The 21,666-nt window shown below is 36.7% G+C and carries 14 protein-coding genes; 4 read left to right on the forward strand and 10 right to left on the reverse strand.

All coding sequences use genetic code 11. The features are described from left to right. Positions 1–124: 124 nt before the first annotated feature. Positions 125–694 carry a hypothetical protein gene (locus ABVT42_RS04255; RefSeq protein ID WP_353873897.1) on the forward strand — a complete coding sequence of 190 codons (570 nt, stop codon included), beginning with the start codon at positions 125–127 and terminating at the stop codon, positions 692–694. Here ABVT42_RS04255 and ABVT42_RS04260 read toward each other — a convergent pair. From ABVT42_RS04260 to ABVT42_RS04275, 4 genes are all read right to left on the reverse strand, one after another. Further along, a complete protein-coding gene (locus tag ABVT42_RS04260; RefSeq protein ID WP_353873898.1) occupies positions 587–1,096 on the reverse strand; it encodes a hypothetical protein in 510 nt (169 codons plus the stop codon). The two genes, ABVT42_RS04255 and ABVT42_RS04260, sit on opposite strands and share 108 nt — an antisense overlap. A 130-nt stretch (positions 1,097–1,226) precedes the next feature. Then, positions 1,227–1,757, reverse strand: a complete 531-nt coding sequence (locus tag ABVT42_RS04265; RefSeq protein WP_353873899.1) for a hypothetical protein — start codon at positions 1,755–1,757, stop codon at positions 1,227–1,229. A gap of 65 nt (positions 1,758–1,822) precedes the next feature. Next, positions 1,823–2,149: a fibronectin type III domain-containing protein gene (locus ABVT42_RS04270; protein ID WP_353873900.1), complete on the reverse strand. Its 327-nt coding sequence runs from the start codon at positions 2,147–2,149 to the stop codon at positions 1,823–1,825. 288 nt (positions 2,150–2,437) lie between these two features. Next, positions 2,438–4,666 (reverse strand): pre-peptidase C-terminal domain-containing protein, encoded by a 2,229-nt coding sequence (locus tag ABVT42_RS04275; protein ID WP_353873901.1) that lies wholly within the window; start codon positions 4,664–4,666, stop codon positions 2,438–2,440. A 385-nt stretch (positions 4,667–5,051) separates the two neighbouring features. On the opposite strand from ABVT42_RS04275, the gene ABVT42_RS04280 reads away from it, so the two are divergent. Both ABVT42_RS04280 and ABVT42_RS04285 read left to right on the forward strand, forming a co-directional pair. Further along, complete coding sequence (locus ABVT42_RS04280; protein ID WP_353873902.1) at positions 5,052–5,528, forward strand: YybH family protein; 477 nt, start codon at positions 5,052–5,054, stop codon at positions 5,526–5,528. A gap of 418 nt (positions 5,529–5,946) precedes the next feature. After that, positions 5,947–7,959 (forward strand): alpha/beta hydrolase family protein, encoded by a 2,013-nt coding sequence (locus ABVT42_RS04285; protein WP_353873903.1) that lies wholly within the window; start codon positions 5,947–5,949, stop codon positions 7,957–7,959. Positions 7,960–8,156: 197 nt separating this feature from the next. Here the strand turns inward: ABVT42_RS04285 and ABVT42_RS04290 are convergent, their stop codons facing one another. Further along, entirely contained in the window at positions 8,157–13,085 is a 4,929-nt protein-coding gene (locus tag ABVT42_RS04290) for an Ig-like domain-containing protein (protein WP_353873904.1), read from the reverse strand. 822 nt (positions 13,086–13,907) lie between these two features. Here ABVT42_RS04290 and ABVT42_RS04295 point away from each other — a divergent pair. Further along, on the forward strand, positions 13,908–14,678 hold the full coding sequence (locus ABVT42_RS04295) for a DNA/RNA non-specific endonuclease (RefSeq protein WP_353873905.1): 771 nt from the start codon (positions 13,908–13,910) through the stop codon (positions 14,676–14,678). Positions 14,679–15,195: 517 nt separating this feature from the next. Here ABVT42_RS04295 and ABVT42_RS04300 read toward each other — a convergent pair. The 5 genes from ABVT42_RS04300 to ABVT42_RS04320 all read right to left on the reverse strand — a co-directional run bounded on the left by ABVT42_RS04300 (position 15,196) and on the right by ABVT42_RS04320 (position 21,579). After that, complete coding sequence (locus tag ABVT42_RS04300; RefSeq protein WP_353873906.1) at positions 15,196–15,975, reverse strand: amidohydrolase; 780 nt, start codon at positions 15,973–15,975, stop codon at positions 15,196–15,198. Continuing rightward, positions 15,963–17,108, reverse strand: coding sequence for a methionine aminotransferase (locus ABVT42_RS04305; RefSeq protein ID WP_353873907.1), 1,146 nt, complete (start codon positions 17,106–17,108; stop codon positions 15,963–15,965). The genes ABVT42_RS04300 and ABVT42_RS04305 overlap by 13 nt, the downstream gene beginning before the upstream one ends. A 53-nt stretch (positions 17,109–17,161) precedes the next feature. Further along, positions 17,162–17,971: an exodeoxyribonuclease III gene (gene xthA / locus ABVT42_RS04310; protein ID WP_353873908.1), complete on the reverse strand. Its 810-nt coding sequence runs from the start codon at positions 17,969–17,971 to the stop codon at positions 17,162–17,164. A 159-nt stretch (positions 17,972–18,130) separates the two neighbouring features. Further along, entirely contained in the window at positions 18,131–19,957 is a 1,827-nt protein-coding gene (locus tag ABVT42_RS04315; protein ID WP_353873909.1) for a M61 family metallopeptidase, read from the reverse strand. Positions 19,958–20,283: 326 nt separating this feature from the next. Continuing rightward, positions 20,284–21,579, reverse strand: coding sequence for an MFS transporter (locus ABVT42_RS04320; RefSeq protein ID WP_353873910.1), 1,296 nt, complete (start codon positions 21,577–21,579; stop codon positions 20,284–20,286). Between the last annotated feature and the right edge of the window lie 87 nt (positions 21,580–21,666).

The following is a 21,666-nucleotide window of genomic DNA, read 5'->3' on the forward strand; positions in this document are numbered from 1 at the left end:
AAACAATGTCAACAAACAAGTAAGCCTGTTGAGAACTATGCTATTCAAGGGCAATTTAATTAGCTGGTTTCTTAATGACCTTGCTCTGTAAGTTGTCTAACACAATTATTTTCAAAGGAAATTTATGAAAACTAAAATAAATCATCTACTCAAGATACTCCCAATTATTACCGGTAGCTTATTGTTTTCTAGCAATAGCTTTGCTGGTGATGAAGCTGTAAATTGTCGAACAGAAACATTCGAAGTGCCCGTTTATGCGGGTTGGGCTTACTGTACTGCCTACTATGACAATAAATCCTATCCACTCAGTGAATATTTTTCGCGTTCGGAATCTGGGCATGAATATATTTCCGATTATATCCGCGATCAATATGGCACAATGCGAAATGTTGGTTGTTGGGCGAATGTTCCTTTTTCACACGTAGAAAGCATACCTGGAAGAATTTGTGACCATACACCCAAGGCAAGTATAACTATTTATCGTCATGAAGGTTCAACCAGCATCACCGTTTATGTTAATGGCACCGATCGTGATGGTCAAATTCAACTAAAAGAGTTATGGGTTAATGGCGTTAAAAAGTCATCTTCATCTTTTACCTCGCTCAGAAGCGCCGATACAAGCCTTTCCTATTCCCCAACCAGCAACAAACTCATCATTATGATCTTTAATAACTTGTGCTTTTATTTTAGGTAAATTTAAATGCCAGTCACCAAATGACAATGCATCTAATAAATAGCGATTGCCAGCATAGACTCGGCTGATTGCCATTGAAATCTTGGAGTTTCCGGGTAACATAACATCATGACTTTCAAAACTAACATGCCCCATAGAGAGATCGACATTTTCGCCTAACAATTGGGTTGTTTCTGAAGTAGGACCATCACAAATGTTTTGCAATGCTTTCAAATTTTGCGAAAAACTGTTGGCTAAAGTTGCAGTTATCGAAGTAGACATACTTGAGTTAACAGCAACTTGCGAATCGCCATCAACCTCCCCGCCTTGATTTATTAATTTTTCACTTGCTAATTTTTCAATTTGTAAAGTTTCGTTACCGTGATTAGTAGTTCGATCTTGTGCTGCAGATAAACTAACCATGCCACACAGACTTAAAAGCAAGAATATTTTTTCATTGATAGGGTCTTTTTTAAATAATTTGCTTGTTTATTCAACTTACCACAATGAGTGCATTGACCATGTTTTTTAGTAAAATAATTCATACCCGTTCCTATTGAATAACATTACCATCTTCGTCGGTTTTTAATATTGGAGAGCCGAGAATATCCGTATGAATGTATTTTTTTTTTGGCAACTTCACCGCACTTTGAGTAATTTGACTAAATGCGGAACATGGTTCAGTTTGATTGCATGCACGAATCTTAAACTCATAGTTGCCCGTCGATAATTCGGTTAATTCATGTACCGTCATCTCAGTTTTATTTTTAATCAATAGCCATTCGCCACCATTATAGCGTTGTTGTAAATCATAACTTGTTGCAAGTTCCACCACTTGCCAGCTAACCGAGAGGCGACCTATTGAACGATTAGAGATAACGGGGGCTTCAGGTACAGCTGGTACCGGTGAGTTAGTAATTTCAACTACTTGAATGTCACTATAAATTGAACACTCTAATGCGGCATTACAAGCACTAAGTCGAAAGGAATAACCCCCTGTCGCTAATTGTTCAAACTGATGCAAAAGTTCTGTGGTTGCATTTTTAATAATTACCCAAGCATCATCGTTAAATTTTTGTTGCAAGTGATAATGTGTCGCGTCCGATACTGCAGGCCAACTAACCAGAACATTATTTTCAGCAGTTACTTCTACATTAAGTACCGTTGGTTTTTCGGGAATGGGCCATTTAAAGTGACGAGAACTTGAATGGGTTCAGAAAAAGCAGAGCATTCTTGCAAACGGTTACAGGCTTTTACACGGAAATAATAACGACCAGATACTAACTGTGTTGAAAAATAAGCGGAGTTATTATCATTCGTGACATAATCAGTCAACTCACCATTAACCAATTGCATTTGTAAATTATAATACTCGGAATCTCCAACAGCAGACCGACTAATCGAAAGATTACCATCGGTGCTATCTGGTGCAGATAAATTGCTCGGTACATCAGGAACTGCAACTGGATCGCTCAAACTTGTATTCACCACAGTAGAATATTCAGAACACTCATTTAATCGATTACATGCTCTTTTATGTGACTTAGATCATATAATTTTGGGTAACACTCGCATTGCTTTATACCGAAGAGAAATTTTTTTAATATTATTGGCTTACTATTGCGCTTTTAGCCCCGATAAAAAACAACAAATTTAATTTTAAATTCGGCACTAGCATCTTGTGTAGTATGAGCTAAAAAATATCAAGAAAAAAAGAAGAAGAGACTCCTCTCTTCTTCTTATTCAAAAAACAAGCAATCAATATTACTGCGCTTTTGTTGCTTCTATTTTTAATGTGACATCTGAAGCAGCACTATAACCACGAACATCAATATACCAAGTATCAGCCTCTGGGTTAGTAAAGTTACAACTTTCTGAGTTACCACTTTTATAAGGACGACAGTCATAAGAAGTAAGTGTTGAAGCAGCACCTTTGCGGACATACAAATCAGCGTCCCCACTTCCACCGGAAATACTCACATTTAAACTTGTATAACCGGCTGATAAAACTTGAGTAAATCGAGCCCATTCTCCACTAGCAATTGAACTGATATTCTCGGTGCGATTAATCGGATCACCACCGGTTCCATTTTCGGTAAATTTACCAACCAAACTCACGCCAGAGAAATTACTATAGGCTTTTAATCGAATGTAATAAGTTCCGCCAGTTTCGGTGCCAGTACATGACTCATTATTACCACCTTTATAAGGACGGCAATCATAACTGGTATCTGTTGGTTTAGCGCCAAACTTAACATAGAGATCTGCATCACCACTCCCTCCACTAATATCAAATTGAATACCAGTGGCACCTGAAGGAACATCCATAGTGTAGTTGAGTTCTTCACCACTTGAAGCAGAAAGATTATTAACAGGAATACCATTTTTCAGCACACTGGGATCAGAACCATCACTAACGGTCAAATTTTTATTAACGGTATTTGTCGCACCTTCGTTATCGGTCACCGTTAGTGCAACATTATAACTGCCACTTAACGAGTAATTATGGGTTGGATTAGCAATAGACGATGTATTATTATCACCAAAATTCCAAGAGTAACTCACTACGCTACCATCAGGGTCGCTAGATTTATCGGTAAAAGTAGCAGTTAGTTGATTGGTCGTCACTGAAAAGTCAGCAACGGGCACTTTGTTACCACCGGTATTATCGCTTCCATCAGGAATACCATTTGGGAAAAAGCTGCTGACTTGTGGCCATATTTTAGAGATTAATGCGCCACGATTTAAATCAGATGTACACGAAGAGCCATTACCGAGATGATGTAATGCGACAACTTTATGAGAGCTGCGTGCTAAAACAGGTGAACCTGAACTTCCACCAATAGTATCACATTTATAACCTGCATCAGTATTATTGCCCATTCCATCAGTAACCGCTTGATCTATTCGGCAAACATTCCCCGAATTTTGATCACTTTCGATCGCCAACTCTTTTGGATTACCCGAACCATGTTGCGGAATATAAATTTCTTCTCCTACGGTTAATGCACGCGGGTCAAGTCCTAAATTCCCAAACGAAGATAAGCTTGAAAAATTATTTACCGTATATAATGTATAGTCGAGTATTGCATCGGTTTTTAACATGGATGCACCTGAAACTTTAACAATATTCGACTCATTGGTCGAACCGCCACAGCTAGTTCTTTGGTAATTGAACCATGACTCTGATCCCTTAATTTCCGAATCTGTTTTATTACAGTGATTATTTGTAAACATTCGGTTTTCATTACCAACTCGCCAAGCGGTACAAACACTTCCTGTTCCTGTAAAAAACTTAGCAACCGCTTTTGAGCGAGCAAACTCGGTTGGATGAGAGTTTTCATAACAGATTGCATCTTGTCGCTGGTTAGATCCACAAGTTGACTTAATAGAATGAAGAGCTTCATAAATCTTTTCTTCCGAGTAACCTTCGAGATAACTATCTACTACGACTCCATGCTGTGGCCTCCATACACTACCTGCTGGCACATGCAATCGAATGACCGCAGTATCCCCAAAAATAGAAATACTGGAAAAACTTTTTCTACCATCATCACCTGACTCAACGCTATAAGTCAGATCATCTTTTTCATTATTGGCGTAACGGTAACTTTCTGTTCCCGATCTGTTAGATACAGTAACATAAGCACCATCAGGTATTTCAAATTGACTAAAGTGGGGTTTAATTAATCCGGCGCCAGGCACTTGAATTTTTTGCGTGACAATCTTTGTACTGCCATCATTTAACGATGATATAAGGCTATTTTCTAAATTGAGAGTAACACTTATATTTTTACGCTCGGCAATTTTTGTCTGGCTAGACTGTTGCAACGATTCTTTCAACGTTAAAGCGTTTGAGTGGTTTAATAATTCAGACAGATTATTGCTACTTGCATTACTAGCACTAACTGATAAAGACAAGCCTACACACACCGACATTACGGTTTTTGCAACTTGCCTAGCTATGGGACAATGAGATTTAACTAAATGCATTTTTTATCTCCAGATTAATAATCTTGGTAAACACTGCTTATAGGTATAATTAACATAGTGATTGCTTTTCATCTCATAAAAACCTTTTGCGTAAATTTAAGAGATTAGAAAGTCAACCCAGATAATGTAGATGATTAGGATTTTGAATAATATGAAAAATAAACAATTGAGTTTTAGTACCACCGGTTAATTAATAGTTTTTTTTCGTTCTGTTAAGCAGGTCATATTCTACAATTTACTTGATGTAATTCGCTGTATTATTAGGTAAATCTTATAGAGAGTTTAGTTTCACTTGATCTTCACCTTAATTTATTGTTATTGAATAGTCTGAATATGCTATATATGACTTTTAATTTCATGAATAATGGAAAAGAGGAATAGTGAAATGATTAAGAATAAGCGAGTCAACAATCTGGTAATATGCTTTTTAGTCTTATTTAATTCTCCGAATATTAATGCTTCGCCTGAACGCTATTGCGATTTTGATTGCACACTAGATAGACATTTAAAAGCAATTCAACAAAAGGATTTTGAGTTATTCAGCTCAACACTTACACAAGGAGAGCGTCTTACTTTTATTTTACCTAATGGTAAGTTTTCTGAAGATATTCAGTCGTATAAAAAATTACTTAAAAACTGGTTTGCAACAGATGGTTGGACGTTTTCAACTAAAGTCATTGCTATTGAGAAAACCAAGGAAATGGTAAGTGCTTTACTATTAGTCAGTTATGATGAGCTAGAAAGAAATGGTAAACCATATCATCTCGATCACTATTTGAGTTTGGTATTTAAAAAGGAAAATGGACACTGGGGATTAGTGCATGATCAAAATACTAAGACATCGCTTAAAAAGTCGAATTAGTCAACCAGACATATCAGTTTTTTTAGATTCATTTAATTATTATTTGCTTAAAATTACGCTCTTATAAATAGCTTTGTAAGAGCTTCATTAGTTTGTATAAATAATACCTAATAATATTTTGCCTATCTTCTGGCTTTATAAACTGGTAAGAGATTAGTGTCTTGAGCTAAAACTGGTCTAACCTTTCGTTGCTAAAAGTTCTATTCTAAAGTAAAGATTATCCTCTTATACCGCACTATTACTTAATCTAACGATCTATTTTCATGCTTGTATTTACCCTAAGACAAAATTAAAAACTTGAATTTAAATAAATTTTTAAGATAATAGCGCTGTTATTATCGAATCAATTTTCGCTGATTAATAACTGGATAACTGGATAACTGGATTTTAAGTCGTTTTATATGGAGAGCATAGCAAGATGCTAGTATTAAATACCATTTCAAATAAATTTTTATTGGGATTAACATTATTAATTTCATTTTCTTTAAATGCCAATACAGATTCAACCAAGCAACCGATACCGCACACGATAGAAGATTTCGCTCAATTACCTGGCGCAAGAAATGCGCAGATTTCTCCAGACGGAAAGCATTTTGCACTAGTTTTCCGTAGTGAAGGCGAAGAAAAGTTAGCAATATTTCAAACTGATGATAATACTCTGAAGAGTGTATTTTATGTGAGAGGAATAAGACGGAGTGTTGGTGATGTTAACTGGGTAACTAATGAAAGGCTTGTTTATGGGGTTAATGAAAACTATGCATGGGATAGATCTTTAAGGGATACAGGTGAATTAATTGCCGTCAATGTTGATGGTTCTTTTCATAAAATGATTTTTGGTTATAAATCAGGTCAACAGCAATTGGGTAGTAATTTAAAGCGAAAGCAAGCAGATTATGGACATCATGAAATTATTGATTTATTAGAAGGTGATGATAAGCATATATTAATTATTTTTTACCCATGGAAATTATCTGGGAATGTTTGGCGAACAAATATTGACATTACACCTGCAGTATACAAATTGAACATTTATTCTGGGAAAAGAAGATTTGTGACTCGGCTTAACGTCCCGCTAGCAACTGCTATTACTGATACTAAAGGTAAAGTTAGATTTGCGGTTGGTGAAGATAAAGAAGGAGATGAAGTCGTCTCTTACCGGGAAAAAGAAGAAGATGAATGGCAAAACTTTAAGATTCCTGGATTTAAAGGTAAGTATCTTGAGCCATTGAGTTTTACAAAGGATAATAAAGGTGTTTATGTCTCGGCAAGAATTAACAATGGTACTCGAGCTTTATTTGAAGTAAATCTTAAAGATCGTTCATTTAGTCAATTGTTTCATGATCCGCAGGTTGATCCTACAATTTTTATTAAAGACTACTCTAAACGAAGAGTTGTAGCTGTTGGTACCGAATTGGCATTACCTGATTATCATTACCTAGATAAAAAAGATCCAAAAGCAAAGTTACATGCAGGATTATTAGAAGCATTTCCAGGCTATGATGTAGTAATAACCAGTTCTACAAAAGATGGAAAAAACAGCATTATATTTGTTTACTCAGATAAAAACTCTGGAGATTACTATCTATTTAACTCTGCAACCTATGAAGCTAAACATTTAATGTCCAAACATGCTTGGCTTGATCCCAAGTTAATGGCTTCAATGAAAGCAATTACCATTCAAACGAGGGATAAAAAAGAAATTAGTGCCTATTTGACTGCGGCAAATCATCAACAAAAGCAATTACCTCTGATTGTAATGCCTCATGGTGGTCCTCACGGTGTACGAGATTACTGGGGTTATGATTGGGAAGTTCAGCTACTCGCTTCTAAAGGTTACGCTGTCCTTCAGGTTAATTATCGAGGGAGTGGCGGATTTGGTTATGCATTTGAGCAATCTGGTTATGGAAAATGGGGAACACTTATGCAAGATGATGTTACCGATGCAACTTTAGCCATGATAGAACAAGGAATTGCAGATAAAAATAAGATTTGCATTTATGGTGCAAGTTACGGTGGCTATGCCGCTTTGATGGGAGCTGTACGTGAACCAGATTTATATAAATGCACTATCGGCTCAGTAGGAGTGTATGATTTACCCATGATGTTTGAAGAGGGAGATATTGCTGATAGTAGAAGTGGGTTAAATTATTTGAAAAAGGTTCTTGGTACCAACGTTGATGATCAAAAAGCTCGTTCACCTGTTTATAATGTTGACAAGATAAAAGCAAATATTCTGCTAATTCATGGAAAACAAGATGAACGAGTTCCAATTGAACAAGCAGAAGCATTAATGGATGCTTTAGATGATATCGATAAAAAGTATGAATGGCTCAAGTTGGTTAATGAAGGTCATGGATATTACGATGTAAAAAGTCGTATTAAAGTTTATCGTAAAATTATTGATTTTCTAGATAGAAATATCGGTAGTTAAACAAACGATAAAATGATGATTTTTTGGCAGATAAAATCAAGTGCATTGTAGTAAAAAATTATCTGCACTTGATTGGTATACAGAAACAAAGTTGCTTTTAATTTGAAAGCACTTAAACCGTTAAACTAACAAAAATAACACAAAGCTGATCTATTCAAATCAAAAATAGATCAGCGCTTAAGTGACTTAGCCAATAATTATTGTGGCAGAGATTGTGGAATCACATAATAGATTTTATCCTTCAACCAAGCAGCTCCACCAAAAATATACATCCCAGAATATTGAGAATAACGCCACTCAATTTTATGAATCCCCTCTGAAAGCGGAATATTGTAATATTGCTCCATGCCTGAATCTATCGTTAATTGAAGCTCACCATCTACAAACACCTCGAGTTGATTACAACAATAATTCCAAATCATCCAGTTATCCACTTTTGCTGAAAACTGTAAATATCCGTCAGGCACATTCAAGGTGGTTTTTATGGCGCTATACTCATCACCGTAAGCCCCACCCGAACGAATTGAATAGTCATTCTGTGAACTTTCATTCAAATCAATCTTCCAATTAGTACTTTTCTTTTTATCTTGATACACAATTGGTGAAAGCTTAGGTCCCTCATAAGGGTCAACCTCAACAAGTGCTATTTCATAGAAACCTGGTGTATGCATAAGATGCTCTGGAACCGAGTCAATACTATTTGCATCTGACTGGGCCCAAATTTCTTCATGGTAATCACTGAATCCATCACCGTCGCTATCAAATAAGTTGGGTAACGATTCAAATATATTAATTTCATCCCAATCAGGCAACCCATCAAAATCAGAGTCGGTTAAGTAAGGACTGGAGAGATAAAAGTTAACTTCATCAGCATCATTAATACCGTCGCTATCAGTATCTTGCGCAACAGGCGATGATAGCGCATTAAATTCTGCTAAATTAATTAACCCATCGTTATCAAAATCTTCAGATGCATCCGCTGCATTTTGATCATCTAATGAGTAAAGCCACTCCCACCAGCCAATCATGCCATCATTGTCCTTATCTTCAAAATTAATATTGGTAATTTTCACATCACCATTAATATTTTTAAGAAGAACCAAACCATTTTCATATTTAATCAAGTTAATAACTTGCCCATCAAAAGTATTTGAGCCAATTGATGAGTAACTTTCGGTTTCCCAAAAACTTATACTAAAAGTAGACTGATGATTTTGTACGGTAACTAATAGTGAGTTTATCCATTGGGAATGATCAATAGAAGTCCCCAAGTTACTAATTTTAGTAAACCGACCAGTTTCAACAACTTCTCCATCAGCTAGCAAAATAAAATTACCATCGCTGGAAATTGAGATAGGTGGCACATAATCAAAATATCGATAATCCATTATGCTAACAGAATGACTAATCATTTCTGATGAAAAATCTACTTCTTGAAAATTAAAATTAAGATATGCCCCAGAAGCATCTTTAAAATAATATATTCTAGAATAGTTTTCATCATATAAGTAGTAATCACCTGTATCAAGTAAGCCGCTATCACTCCGACCAAAATATTGGCCCGATTCAGTATACGTACCAACATGAATCTCATCGCCATAACCAAAATCATAATATTCCTTGATAGCAAGAATTTCACCTATAGAGAGCAAACTAACAATATCATATTCAATTTCTAAAAAGCTTTGCTCAACGAGGTCTTCAGCAACATTGATATAATGCACCTCACCAGAACGATAGCCAAGGTACAATCGATTATGCGCTGTTGAATACGATATTGATAATGGAAACTCTTTAGTCGTATTTTTCACAATACCAACCGACAAAGGTTTGATATAAGTGGCCTCAGAAATCGACCATCGATAAATCAGTCGATTCTCTTTGCTTAACAAATAAATAATTTCACCATCACTTGTTACTTCATCAGGTATAAAATCAGGAATCGCCTCTTCATAATCACAAACACCATTTCTGTCATGTTCTGTTGAATAACAAGCGGGGTCATCAGGGAATATGTCTAGGATTAATCCTGTTGTACTCGTACTTTCATCATGCCCTTCGTTCCAACTATCGGGATAACCATCATTGTCATCATCAAGTGAGGCTGCGGGGTCAAATGGAAATGCATCTAAAGTTATGTCGCTATACTGACCTTCGTTATAACCATCATTCCATCGATCGGGATACCCATCACCATCACTATCAATTGAGGCAGATGGTTCTAGCATAAATGCATCGTGTGTGTTAACGACGCCATCCCCATCGAAATCATTATTTGGTAAGTAATCAATAAAATTAACTTCTCTATTTTCATAACTAACGATAACTAACTTATCTACATCGCCAAATACACCTTCCAAACTACCTGTAAAAGCTTTCTCTTCTAATGAATAATCAATAAAAGGTAAATAACGATTTATATTATTAAAACTAGAATTCTGAACACTAATAAATGTCCCATCGGCAAGCCACTTTGAGAATTCATGCCTGTAATAATAAGACTCATTTACTTGGGTTAAATCTTTTTCAGTATAAACATATCCACTTGCATCTAAAATATATTGACCATTAAACGAAACGGATAATGGATAGCTCAATGCGTTTGCTCCAGCTATCTCATTCGATAAAATAGCGCCTGTGCTTTGATCAATTGTTTCAACGGTAAAACCGGAATAAAATGGCTCAAACCTATAAAAATAAACTTTAGAATTTACTTCACTCCATTCGTGTCCCCAAATAATTTTACCTACATTTTTACTATCAACTAATGCGCCAGACTTATCAAAAGTATGGTGCCAATCAGTTTCGTCAACTCTACTTTGAACCAGTAAGTAATTGCCCGCAGCAACAAGATCGATAACGTCTTCGGTGGAAACACTGGCTAAATATTTTTCTGTCAAATTTCCTAGTAAATCAATATAGGTAATTGTTCCTGTTTCATATCCAAGATATAGACGATTATGTGCAGCAGAGTAGACCATCGTTGCCGGTGATATGTTGTGAAGCTCTCCCGGCAATCCAACAAATATAGGATTAGTATAAAAACTTTCATCTATCAACCAACGGTGGACTGTTGAGCGGGAAGTGTCGAGCAAATAAATTGTCTTGTCATCACTCACGGTCTTAACTGGATTGTAATAATATTCAATATACCCACAAGAAAGACCATCACCATGCTCTCTCAAATAACAAGGCGAATCAGGATAAACATCCAACACTAACCCAGTTGTACTTGATGATTGGTCATAACCCTCATTCCAACTTTCAGGATAACCGTCATTATCACTATCAACGGAAGCTGCAGCATCTAAAGGAAATTGATCTAGCATTAACCCTGTTGTAGTTGTATTTTGATCATGTCCTTCGTTCCATTCATCTGGATAACCATCACCATCACTATCTTTTGAAGCAGCAGCATCCAACGGAAATGCATCATCAATATCATTCACACCATCCGCATCTGAATCCGTATTTCGTGTACAACCCGTTTGAGGGCTAACCGCTTCTCCTATCGGAGTCCCTGGACACAAATCATCTTCATTCAGCACGCCATCATTGTCATCATCTAGCACTTCAGGCTCAACTACATTTAGGTGAAATAATTGAGTACTTAATTTCCCCAAGCCATCATCAACCATAACCGCTACACGGTGTGTTCCAAGTTGTGAAGCATCAGCAACCCAACTCACTAATCCACTATGACTATCAATTAACATATTTTGTGGCGAGCTAATCAACTGATAACTCAATGGACTTGAATCATCAACGACAACCATTGAATATTGGTATTCACTATCGATAGTTGCTTCTAATGCCGGTTTACTGATGATGTGTGGCGCTTCATTTAATACACTCTTTAACTCAACCGTTGCCGTGTTAGAAATAAAGCTACCCGCACTCACGACAAAGGTAAAACTATCGTTGCCATTAAAATCAGGTCCTGGTGTGTAGGTATAAACAGGCCCGTAACCAGACAAGCTCCCGTATTGAGGGGATTGTTGAATATGATATGTCAGATAATTGCCCTGACTATCTAATGCTCTAACACGAATAGAAGTCGCTGACTGCGCATCAACCTGATAAACCGAATCATAACTACTAGGCGGTTCACTGCTGGCAACATTCAGTGTTAGGTAATAAGACTGTAACGCGGTTAACCCAGTACTGTCGCTGACTAAAACAACCACCGCTTCAGTTTGTAAATCACTGTTTGATGGCGTCCAGCGAATTAATCCACTGACGGAATCAATCATCATATTAGCTGGTGATTTTAATAATTCGTAAGTCAGATAATCGTTAATATCGAAGTCTTGCACCTCAACCTGATACTCATAGTCCATACCCACATAAGCATAATCAATCGGTTCACTGACTATTACCGGTGCCTGTGGTAAATCATTGACCATTAAATTGAATGTTTGGCTATCACTGCCATTTTGGCTGTCTAATACCACCACCGTTACCGAGTGCTCTCCAGCATCAACCCCTGTTGGCATCCACTCAATTAACCCACTGTTTTCGTTAATCGTCATGCCTTCTGGCGCACTGGTTAATTGAAAACTTAAACTGTCATTGTCCTCATCAGTTGCGACAACTTGATATTGATAATACTCACTTTCATTCACCGATAAAGAAGGCGTGCTGGTGATTTGTGGCGCATGATTGGATGAAGCAGAATCCCCCACCAATAAGGTTACTGTTGCTCGATTCGAAAACTGATTTCCGGCACTCACCACATACTCAAATGAGTCAATGCCTAGGAATCCTGCCGCAGGTGTATACTGATAAACCGGTCCATAACCACTAAGGCTGCCATTAGCGGGGGACGCAACGAGATGATAAGTCAGATAATCCCCATCAGCATCTGATGCAGTTACCCGAATCGCCGTTTGTGTTGACAATTCAATCTGGTGAGTCGAGTCACTAGCTACAGGCGGTGTATCTGCCGCAAGCCGGCTCAGCCAACTGTATTCATCAACCATCATGACTTCTGAAGATTGATTGGTAACAGTTGCAGAAGTTAAGCGTGAATTTGGTTTGGTTTTACTCGAATGAGTATTATTTGCTTGAACCGACAAGTTCATAAAAGCAGCCAGAGTGGTTCCGATTAACAGTGAAAGTTTCATAGCGCTCTCCAATGTAGCTATTGTTCCATATTTACTGGTCATTACTAATCGACACCTTTTACAGGTAAGTCTTCATTGACCCGTTAAAATGACAGCTCGAACTTATTTTGTTTTATGACAGAAATTACGTAAATTCTTAATTAATTCATCAATCCTTGAAGTAGAGGTGTGTTAGAGATGAATAATGTTGATTTTATGTGTTTAGCTTTTTATGAATATAACCTTTTACAGTTATAGATTTTATTGAAAAAATATTTCAAGTTAAACCAACTGGTTAAGTTTTGCAGCTTAAATGATACTGACCTATTTTCTTTAAATTGATTTATTAAATTCAATCGGTATATTAAGGTCAACCAGCTTAAAACCTAAGCAAACTAAAAGAACATCGACAATGATATTAGATAGCCTGCCTCATTTTGCGATAATTCTACCTCTCCTCCTCTGTATATTCAACTACTATTTAGTTCTGTTTTTATGGCATTAATCCTTTTTTATCGCTTATCAATTTATTGATTTATTTATAATTCAAATAAATATTTTCAACTTAAAAAACTTAAACAATCATACATTTCACCAGCTTGACCATCAGGATGACTCATCTAACAATATTTTGGTAATTGCTTCAAAATCAATCGCAACTATCAGATTAATTTGACGAGCAAATTAAGTTTTAAATAATTATATAAGCCTTTATTTTTTATCATTTTGCGCTATGCATCTCATATCAAAACTTATCTAACCGATTAAACATTTTTGTCATACGAACAATCTAATCTTTTCAATATCCCATCGCCCGACACTTAATAATCAGAAGAATTTTTTGTGAAAAAATATTTTAGTTTTATTTTTGCTTTAGGAATAATTTTATTCAGTCAATCTTCTTTTGCTGGAAATTGTGTTTATGGATGTCCTTCAGGTAAATCAGGTCAAATAATTAATCGACCAATTTATACACTGCAAAATAATGCGACAACCAAGTTTGCGGATTGGACTGCTTATCAGGTAACTCAAGTAACTATCGATGGTCCTAGTCGTTCACGAACGTGGAGATCAGATCCAAGTATTAGCGCAAGTAAAACACTTGAACCAGCAGACTATAACGATGCACATGCTGGAATTAATACTGATAGAGGCCATCAAGTTCCCTTAGCTTCATTTAGCAACACCGCCTATTGGTCACAAACTAATTACTTGTCAAACATTACGCCACAATCATCCAATTTAAATCAAGGTGCTTGGGTAGATTTAGAAGTAGCGGTTAGAGATTTGGCCAGAACAGGTCAAGATGTTTATGTGGTTACCGGTCCTCTTTATGAATGGTATTTTAACGAATTGCCACGTGCAGATGAATATCATCGTATCCCTTCGGGATATTTTAAAGTTGTAATCACCGTTAATAATGGTTGGGTTGAAGCCTCAGCTTTTATTATGGAACAAAACTTAAGTCGATATGCAAACTTCTGCTCTAGAGAAGTCACTGTTGATGAAGTTGAACAGCGAGCAGAGCTGAACATCATGCCTTCACTCCCTGGATATAAAGAGTCAGCGGTTGAAGGCAGAACAGGTGGATTAACTTCGAGTCTTGGATGCTAATTATTTAAGTCATCAATAATAATTACAGATCGATAATTATTAATTTTTACTAATAATGCCGAAACTTAACCAGTTGATGTGTTACAGTATTTTTCTTATAAAGAGTTTTTTCTAAAATAAGATAAATAAGGTTAAGTTTCGGAATCATTGAGATAAAGATTACTTATTCGTTATTCTTATTATTTGAATCCGCCACATTAAAATGTGTGTGACATTTTTTTGAAACCGACTGCTCATTAAAATAGGACGGTAATTGATGGGTAAGTATATAAGTAAAAACCAGTAAAATAAAAACAGCCAGCAACATTACTTCCCTTTCTTTTGAATTCATCAAACACTCCGTTGATCGTTGTAGAAAGTTTTACTTAAATATTTTCAACCTGTTTAATTAATATTTGTTGATATGGTGCTATCTGAACGAACTCGCTTGTATTAATCAAGTTCGCAGAATTAATTAATATGCAGCAGCTAAATTGTATAACGATAGTAATTGATTAAAAAGTCTTATTATTTACAATTATATTTTTATCTCAAAGTCGTCGGCATCTTTTAGCATAGGATAACTTTGGCGAAAAGCTTTGAGTTCGTCAATATCAATAGTCATTTGAATAATCTGTTGCTGATTATCCTCTGCTGAAACAATAGCTCGGCCTAAAAAGTCATAAATTGCCGTACCTCCAGAATGGTCAACATTTTTTCCGTCTAAACCAACTCGGTTAACACCAACAACAAAAACTTGATTTTCCATTGCTCTAGCTTTCAATAAAGTATCCCATGCATCGCGCCGCATAATAGGCCAATTTGCTACGTTAACCATTACATCATAATCTTGTCGGTTTCGTGACCATACAGGGAAACGCAGGTCATAACAAACTTGAGGCAAAATGCGGATTTGGTTAATTTCAAAAACTTCTCTGCTTGTACCCGGATTAACATATTGTTCTTCATGTCCTAAGCGAAATAAATGCCGCTTGTCATAGAAATAAGTCTCTCCATTTGGGTATATCCAGTAAAAACGATTGCGTTTTCGTCCCGCATCTTCAACAAAAACACTGCCCGCTATGACAGCATTATGTTTAATTGATTGCTGCTGCATCCACTCATATACCATACCACTTTGTTGTGGCTCTTGAATTGCTTCATCATCCATTCCAAAGCCAGTAGAAAATGTTTCTGGCAATACAATTAAATCTGCCGACTTGATAGAGTCTAATCTTTCTGCAAGATTAGCGAGATTTTTAGCTTTATCTAGCCATTGAATATTAGTTTGAACCGCAGCTATAGTTAAAGTTGACATAATTTCTCCGCAGCATTTAGCAGTGTATTCTCATTTTTAGCAAAACATAAGCGTACAATTTTATCTGATGTTTGATTTTCATAAAAAGGACTTAAAGGTATCGCAGCTACGCCTTTTTCTTTTGTTAACCAATGACAAAAATCTCGGTCTGACTTTTGTGAAATTTCACTGTAATCAACCAACAAAAAATAGGTCCCTTGTGAATTAAGCAATTTAAATCGAGAGTCTTGCAGTGCGTTTACCAAGCAATCTCGCTTGCTTTGATAAAACCCGGCAAGTTCAGTAATATGTGACGGTTCTTGCTGCAACATTTTGGCGATACCAAGCTGAGCAGGCGTAAAGCTGGCAAAAGTCACATACTGGTGTATTTTTCTAAACTCATCGGTTAATTCCGGTGGCGCAGTACAATAACCAAGCTTCCATCCTGTACAATGAAAAGTTTTACCAAAACTAGATACCACCAAAGAACGTTCGAATAATTTTGGAAAACGTAATACGCTCTCATGCTGCCTTCCATCAAAAGTGATAAACTCATAAACTTCATCACTAATTAAATATAAATCATTTTCCCAAACCAGTTTTTCAACTGTTTGCATATCTTGCTCAGTTAACAGTGTACCTGTTGGGTTATGTGGACTGTTAATAATTATTGCCTTGGTTTTATTGGTAATTACCTCTTCAACCTGTTGCCAGTCAATTTTATAATCCGGTGCTAACATCGGAATGTGAATACAACGCCCACCAGCTAACGCAACTGCCGGTTCATAAGAATCATACGCAGGATCAAAAACAATAACTTCATCTCCTGAAGTCACTAAGGTTTGAATGGCACACCACAAGGCTTCAGTTGCGCCAGAGGTGATTGTTACTGATTGTCCGGGATTAAGTGGCATGGCATATTGCCTATGAATAAGTTGTTCTACCTGAGCTAACAGCTCTGGCGTACCAATAGAAGGTGCATATTGATTTTTACCACTTGCAATAAATTCATTAACTGTCGATTTTAAAAGTTCGGGTGTATCAAATTCAGGAAAGCCTTGCGATAGATTGATCGCACCATGCTGATTGGCCAGCATCGACATTTCGGTAAATATACTGACTGCAACATTATTAAGTTTACTATGAAATGACATATTTGTTTCTCATCAGTTAATTGGTGTTCATTGAGTTTGACGGTGTCAGATTTTTAGAGTTTAAACTCAGCCCATACCGGCGCATGATCACTGGGTTTGTCCATCGCACGAATATCATAATCGATCCCCACATCAACACACAGTTCATAAAGTGCCTTGGTCGCCAAAATCAGATCTATTCTTAAACCACGCTTAGGCTCATCAGAAAACCCTTTACTGCGATAATCAAACCAGCTAAAGCGATCATTAACGGTTGCGTTAAATTTTCGAAAAGTATCATAAAAGCCTTTATCCATAATTTGATTTAACCATTCACGCTCTTCTGGTAAAAAACTACATTTTCCTGTTTTTAACCAGCGCTTGGCATTCTTTTCACCAATACCAATATCTAAATCAGTATGCGATATATTCATATCGCCCAAAATAATCCAAGGAGATTGTAATTGTTCTTGGGTGAGGTATTGATTAAGGTCTTGATAAAACTTTTCTTTTGCTGGAAATTTCAAAGGATGCTCGCGACTTTCACCTTGTGGGAAATAACCATTAAATACAAAAATATTTTCTTTTGAGGTTTGATGTTCACTAATTATAACCCGTTTTTGAGTTTCTGGCGTGTCACCGGGAAATCCCTTTATTGCCGAAACAATAGGATTTTTACTCAGTGTAGCCACCCCATAGTGACCTTTCTGACCATGATAAACCACATGGTAACCAATCGACTCAATAAGCTCATGGGGAAATTCAGTATCATCAACTTTTGTTTCTTGCAAACAAATTATATCTGGAGAATGATTATCTACAATAGCTTGAAGCTGATGGGGTCTGGCACGTAGACTATTAATATTGAAGCTAATAATTTTCATTAATATCTCTATTCTTTTTTTAATTTGATTAATCTTTTTAAATTTATTGACTATTGATTAACAGCTAAATATTCTCAATAAATTGTGCATAATATGACATACTAAGTCACATTTATTGTAAAAAATAAACTGACAAAAACTACTCTTTTTAATTCAGCATTAATTTTCACTCATCTTATCGTGGCCATTTAGCCAGTTATTCAGCAAGGTGTTTTCAGCTTCCGCCAAAGGACTTAAATAGCAGACGCTTTTATAGGCAGCTGTTAGCTCACAGGCAGCATGATGTAATCGCTCTCGACGAAAATAGCTAATCATAACGGTTTCTCCCAACGGAATTCGCGCAATCGTTTTGTCTAATTCCGCCGCACTGATTTTAATATTATCGAGAGCAATAATTAGATCGCCATTTGATAAACCAGCCTGCATTGCGCAGGAATCCTCAAGCACAACATTGACTTTAACACCAGCTGGGTCGTCTGTATATAATACGCCCAAATGAGCAACGGTATTTCTTTCTTTTGGCTGCTCAACATATCCTCCTTTTTCATTATGTAAATATGGCTCAATTAACTGACAATTAATTCCCACCTGACTCAATAACGCCGTTAATGGAATATCATCGGTTGAATAAACCAATTGCTGAATGATTTCTTGGCATGATTGCCCACTAATCTGCTCAACAATTTGCTCAACATCTTGCAATGTAATGCCTATATTGGTCTTACCAAACTTAATCCAAATTTGGCGCATAACATCATCAAGAGATCGTTGGTTTACTGTTAAACTCCGAATTTCAAAATCAAGCGCTAAAGCAACCAACGAGCCTTTGGTGTAATAGCTGACAATACCGTTAAGCGCATTTTCATCTTGCTTATAAAATTTTGTCCAAGCATCAAAACTAGATGCCGCTACAGATTGCTTAAACCGCCCTTGCCCTTTGTGTACTCGAGTAATAGTTTGAGCCAACATATCCAAGTACTGTTCAGGCTTGAGTACCTTTGCACGTGCGAGTAAAAGTTCATCATAATATGAAGTGACACCCTCAAAAAACCATAATAATTCCGTATGTACTTCTCGATTGAGTTCCAATGGAATAAACTCTTTCGGTTTAATCCGTTTCACATTCCAGCAATGAAAATATTCATGACAGCACAAGGTTAAAAATGTTCGATATCCCTCATCCATTTGATTAGGATTATCTCCTAATAATGGCAGATCGGCATGGCTACAATGTAAAGCTGTTGACGAGAGATGTTCCAACCCACCAAATCCATTTTTCAACACAAAAGTCATAAAGATGTACTGCTCGAAAGGCGGTTTTTCATCACCAAAGAATTTGACTTCGGTTTCACATATGGCTTTTACATCATTTGCTATTCGCTTCCAATCAACTCTGGCTGGCGCTTCGGTAAAAAACATTTTATGCGGCACACCAAAAACATCAAAAGAGATTTGTTGTAAGTCACCTATTTCAAATGGATAATCAATTAATGCCTGATAATTTTCACTTGTATATTCGCCAAAACCCTGGGTGTTAATGTTGACCGCAGGCATTGCTGTCGCAACTTGCCAAGCATTTTTAATCGCCAAAGGAGACGCATTTAAATGTACATGATGTGGCAACTCATCCAGATCAGTCACCTTTAAGAACAAACTGGTACCATTAAAAAAAGCATGCTGATTGTCCAGGTGAGCACTTCTCACAGATAAATCCCAAGCATACACTTGATAAATAATTGTCAGCGCTTTAACCGAATCGGTTATTCGCCAGCAGGCTTTTCCGATTTTTTCGAGTATTACAGGTTGTTGTTCCTCAAAAGCAGTAATTGTCACGATATTTTTTGCAAAATCGCGGATCATATAGCTGCCGGGGATCCAGTCAGGTAGAGAAAAGGTTTGTCCTTTTTTCAAAGGTTGTGCGATTTTGAGTTTAACTTCAAATAAATGCGCATTTGCGTTTTTAAAATCGACGAAATATTCTATCATTATTTCTCTCTATTTTTTCCTGAGTTAGGCTGTAGTGATTTAGATTGTAGTGATTTAGATTGTAGTGATTTAGATTATAGCGATTTAAACTGTGATAACTTACGACTGCTAGCCGAGTTTGCAGCCTTGGCTAAATATAAATCGGATTAAATAACCAGACTGCAAATTAGCACGCTATTTGCTAATCAATATCAAATCACTCAATAAAATTCGTATCTATATTTTTACGTCTATAATTTATTTTTAAATCTATATATTTGTATCTACATTTAAGATACAGGTAAACAAAACTTACTTCGCTTTTGATTATTTATCATTCAAAGAGTTTATTCTTTTGAACGGTTATGTTGATAGTTAAATACAACAAACAATATGGCACCGGTCAAAGTAATACTTAAAGGTAAAAACAAGGCATACCGCCCCATTTGGAGTTCATTGACTTCTAGCCATTGATAAAATCCAATTCCGACCAATGGCGCAAAAAGTCCTCTAACGCCAGTTAAAGTCACATGAATAGCCATATATTGCATTGATTTTGTTTGACTGACAAAATCATTATGCCCTAAATTCCAACCAATAACCGCACCCGACATAGCAATACCATAGCAGCAGGCTCCAACAAAATAAAGAAAACTCAGTCCACTTAACTGTGCAGCTAAAAACAAAGCGATAGATGAGACAAACCCCCAACTATGAATTGCCCTAAAATGAAAAATATGGTTGTTATCAAGTAATCTAGCCCACCAACCAACAGCGATTGGAATAAGTGAAAGTGGAATTGCTGTGGTAATTAATATTTGGCTACTTTTACTTAAGTCGGTATATTCATTAAGGTAAACAATTAGCGGTGCCATAAACATTAAATTACCGGTGCCTAGGGTAAACATAGCCAATAAATATTTTGCAAAAGGTTTATTTTCAGCCAGCAGACGAAAAATACTGGCAACCGATAGTCCACTGGCCGTTGATTTTTCGCGCTCAATTTGCTTTAAACTACCGCGCATCACCAAATAACGATAACGGAAAGCCCCCACCATCGACAGCACCGATAAACTCAAATAAAGCCACTTAAACGCTTCAAATTGCCAGTCGAGTACTTGGCCAATAGCTATTGCGACAATGGCCATGAGCAAGGAGGTCAAAGTCGCCAGTTTAGCAGTCACTTTGCCACGAATATAACGCGGATAGTTAGCCCGCCAAATATCAGAACGTATTGTTAATATGCCAGACCAGCAAATTCGCGCGATAATATAAAACATCAATAGCGCAAAAAGTCCCGATTCATCAAAAGTAGTCTGGCTAATCCCAAGCCCACATACACAGCAGACTAGTGCCAAGTTAGACACCAATCGAGTCCGGCTGCGACCATGACTTAACTTGACCCACACAAAACTAATCAAGTTAGAATAAAATGGCGCACCAGTACTGACCGCCACCGCTAAATTTAACAACCAGCTCTCGACCCGTCCCTCGAATCCATTTTTAATTAATACACCAATGACACCACCTTCAAGTAGCGCAAGCATTAAAGCCAGACTAGTCCAGGAAAATAATTCGCGACGTATACGCTGCTCAAGTGTTTGTCTTTGGGTTGTAGAAATAGCAGGGATTATTCTGGACATCAGTTGAATAACTCAGTGTGCAAAAACAGGAATAAATTAACAGATCGGACCGCTAATAGTAGATTATTCATTAATTATTGCAAATAG

It is taken from the genome of Aliikangiella maris, from assembly GCF_040719265.1.
Lineage (GTDB): Bacteria > Pseudomonadota > Gammaproteobacteria > Enterobacterales > Kangiellaceae > Aliikangiella > Aliikangiella maris.

What these genes read in the sequence shown, in the direction of transcription:
- ABVT42_RS04315 (WP_353873909.1), bottom strand. Translation starts at nt 19,957, where the DNA reads ATGATAGAATATTTCGTCGATTTTAAAAACGCAAATGCGCATTTATTT.
- ABVT42_RS04300 (WP_353873906.1), bottom strand. Translation starts at nt 15,975, where the DNA reads ATGTCAACTTTAACTATAGCTGCGGTTCAAACTAATATTCAATGGCTA.
- xthA (WP_353873908.1), bottom strand. Translation starts at nt 17,971, where the DNA reads ATGAAAATTATTAGCTTCAATATTAATAGTCTACGTGCCAGACCCCAT.
- ABVT42_RS04305 (WP_353873907.1), bottom strand. Translation starts at nt 17,108, where the DNA reads ATGTCATTTCATAGTAAACTTAATAATGTTGCAGTCAGTATATTTACC.
- ABVT42_RS04290 (WP_353873904.1), bottom strand. Translation starts at nt 13,085, where the DNA reads ATGAAACTTTCACTGTTAATCGGAACCACTCTGGCTGCTTTTATGAAC.
- ABVT42_RS04260 (WP_353873898.1), bottom strand. Translation starts at nt 1,096, where the DNA reads ATGGTTAGTTTATCTGCAGCACAAGATCGAACTACTAATCACGGTAAC.
- ABVT42_RS04280 (WP_353873902.1), top strand. Translation starts at nt 5,052, where the DNA reads ATGATTAAGAATAAGCGAGTCAACAATCTGGTAATATGCTTTTTAGTC.
- ABVT42_RS04320 (WP_353873910.1), bottom strand. Translation starts at nt 21,579, where the DNA reads ATGTCCAGAATAATCCCTGCTATTTCTACAACCCAAAGACAAACACTT.
- ABVT42_RS04285 (WP_353873903.1), top strand. Translation starts at nt 5,947, where the DNA reads ATGCTAGTATTAAATACCATTTCAAATAAATTTTTATTGGGATTAACA.
- ABVT42_RS04275 (WP_353873901.1), bottom strand. Translation starts at nt 4,666, where the DNA reads ATGCATTTAGTTAAATCTCATTGTCCCATAGCTAGGCAAGTTGCAAAA.
- ABVT42_RS04255 (WP_353873897.1), top strand. Translation starts at nt 125, where the DNA reads ATGAAAACTAAAATAAATCATCTACTCAAGATACTCCCAATTATTACC.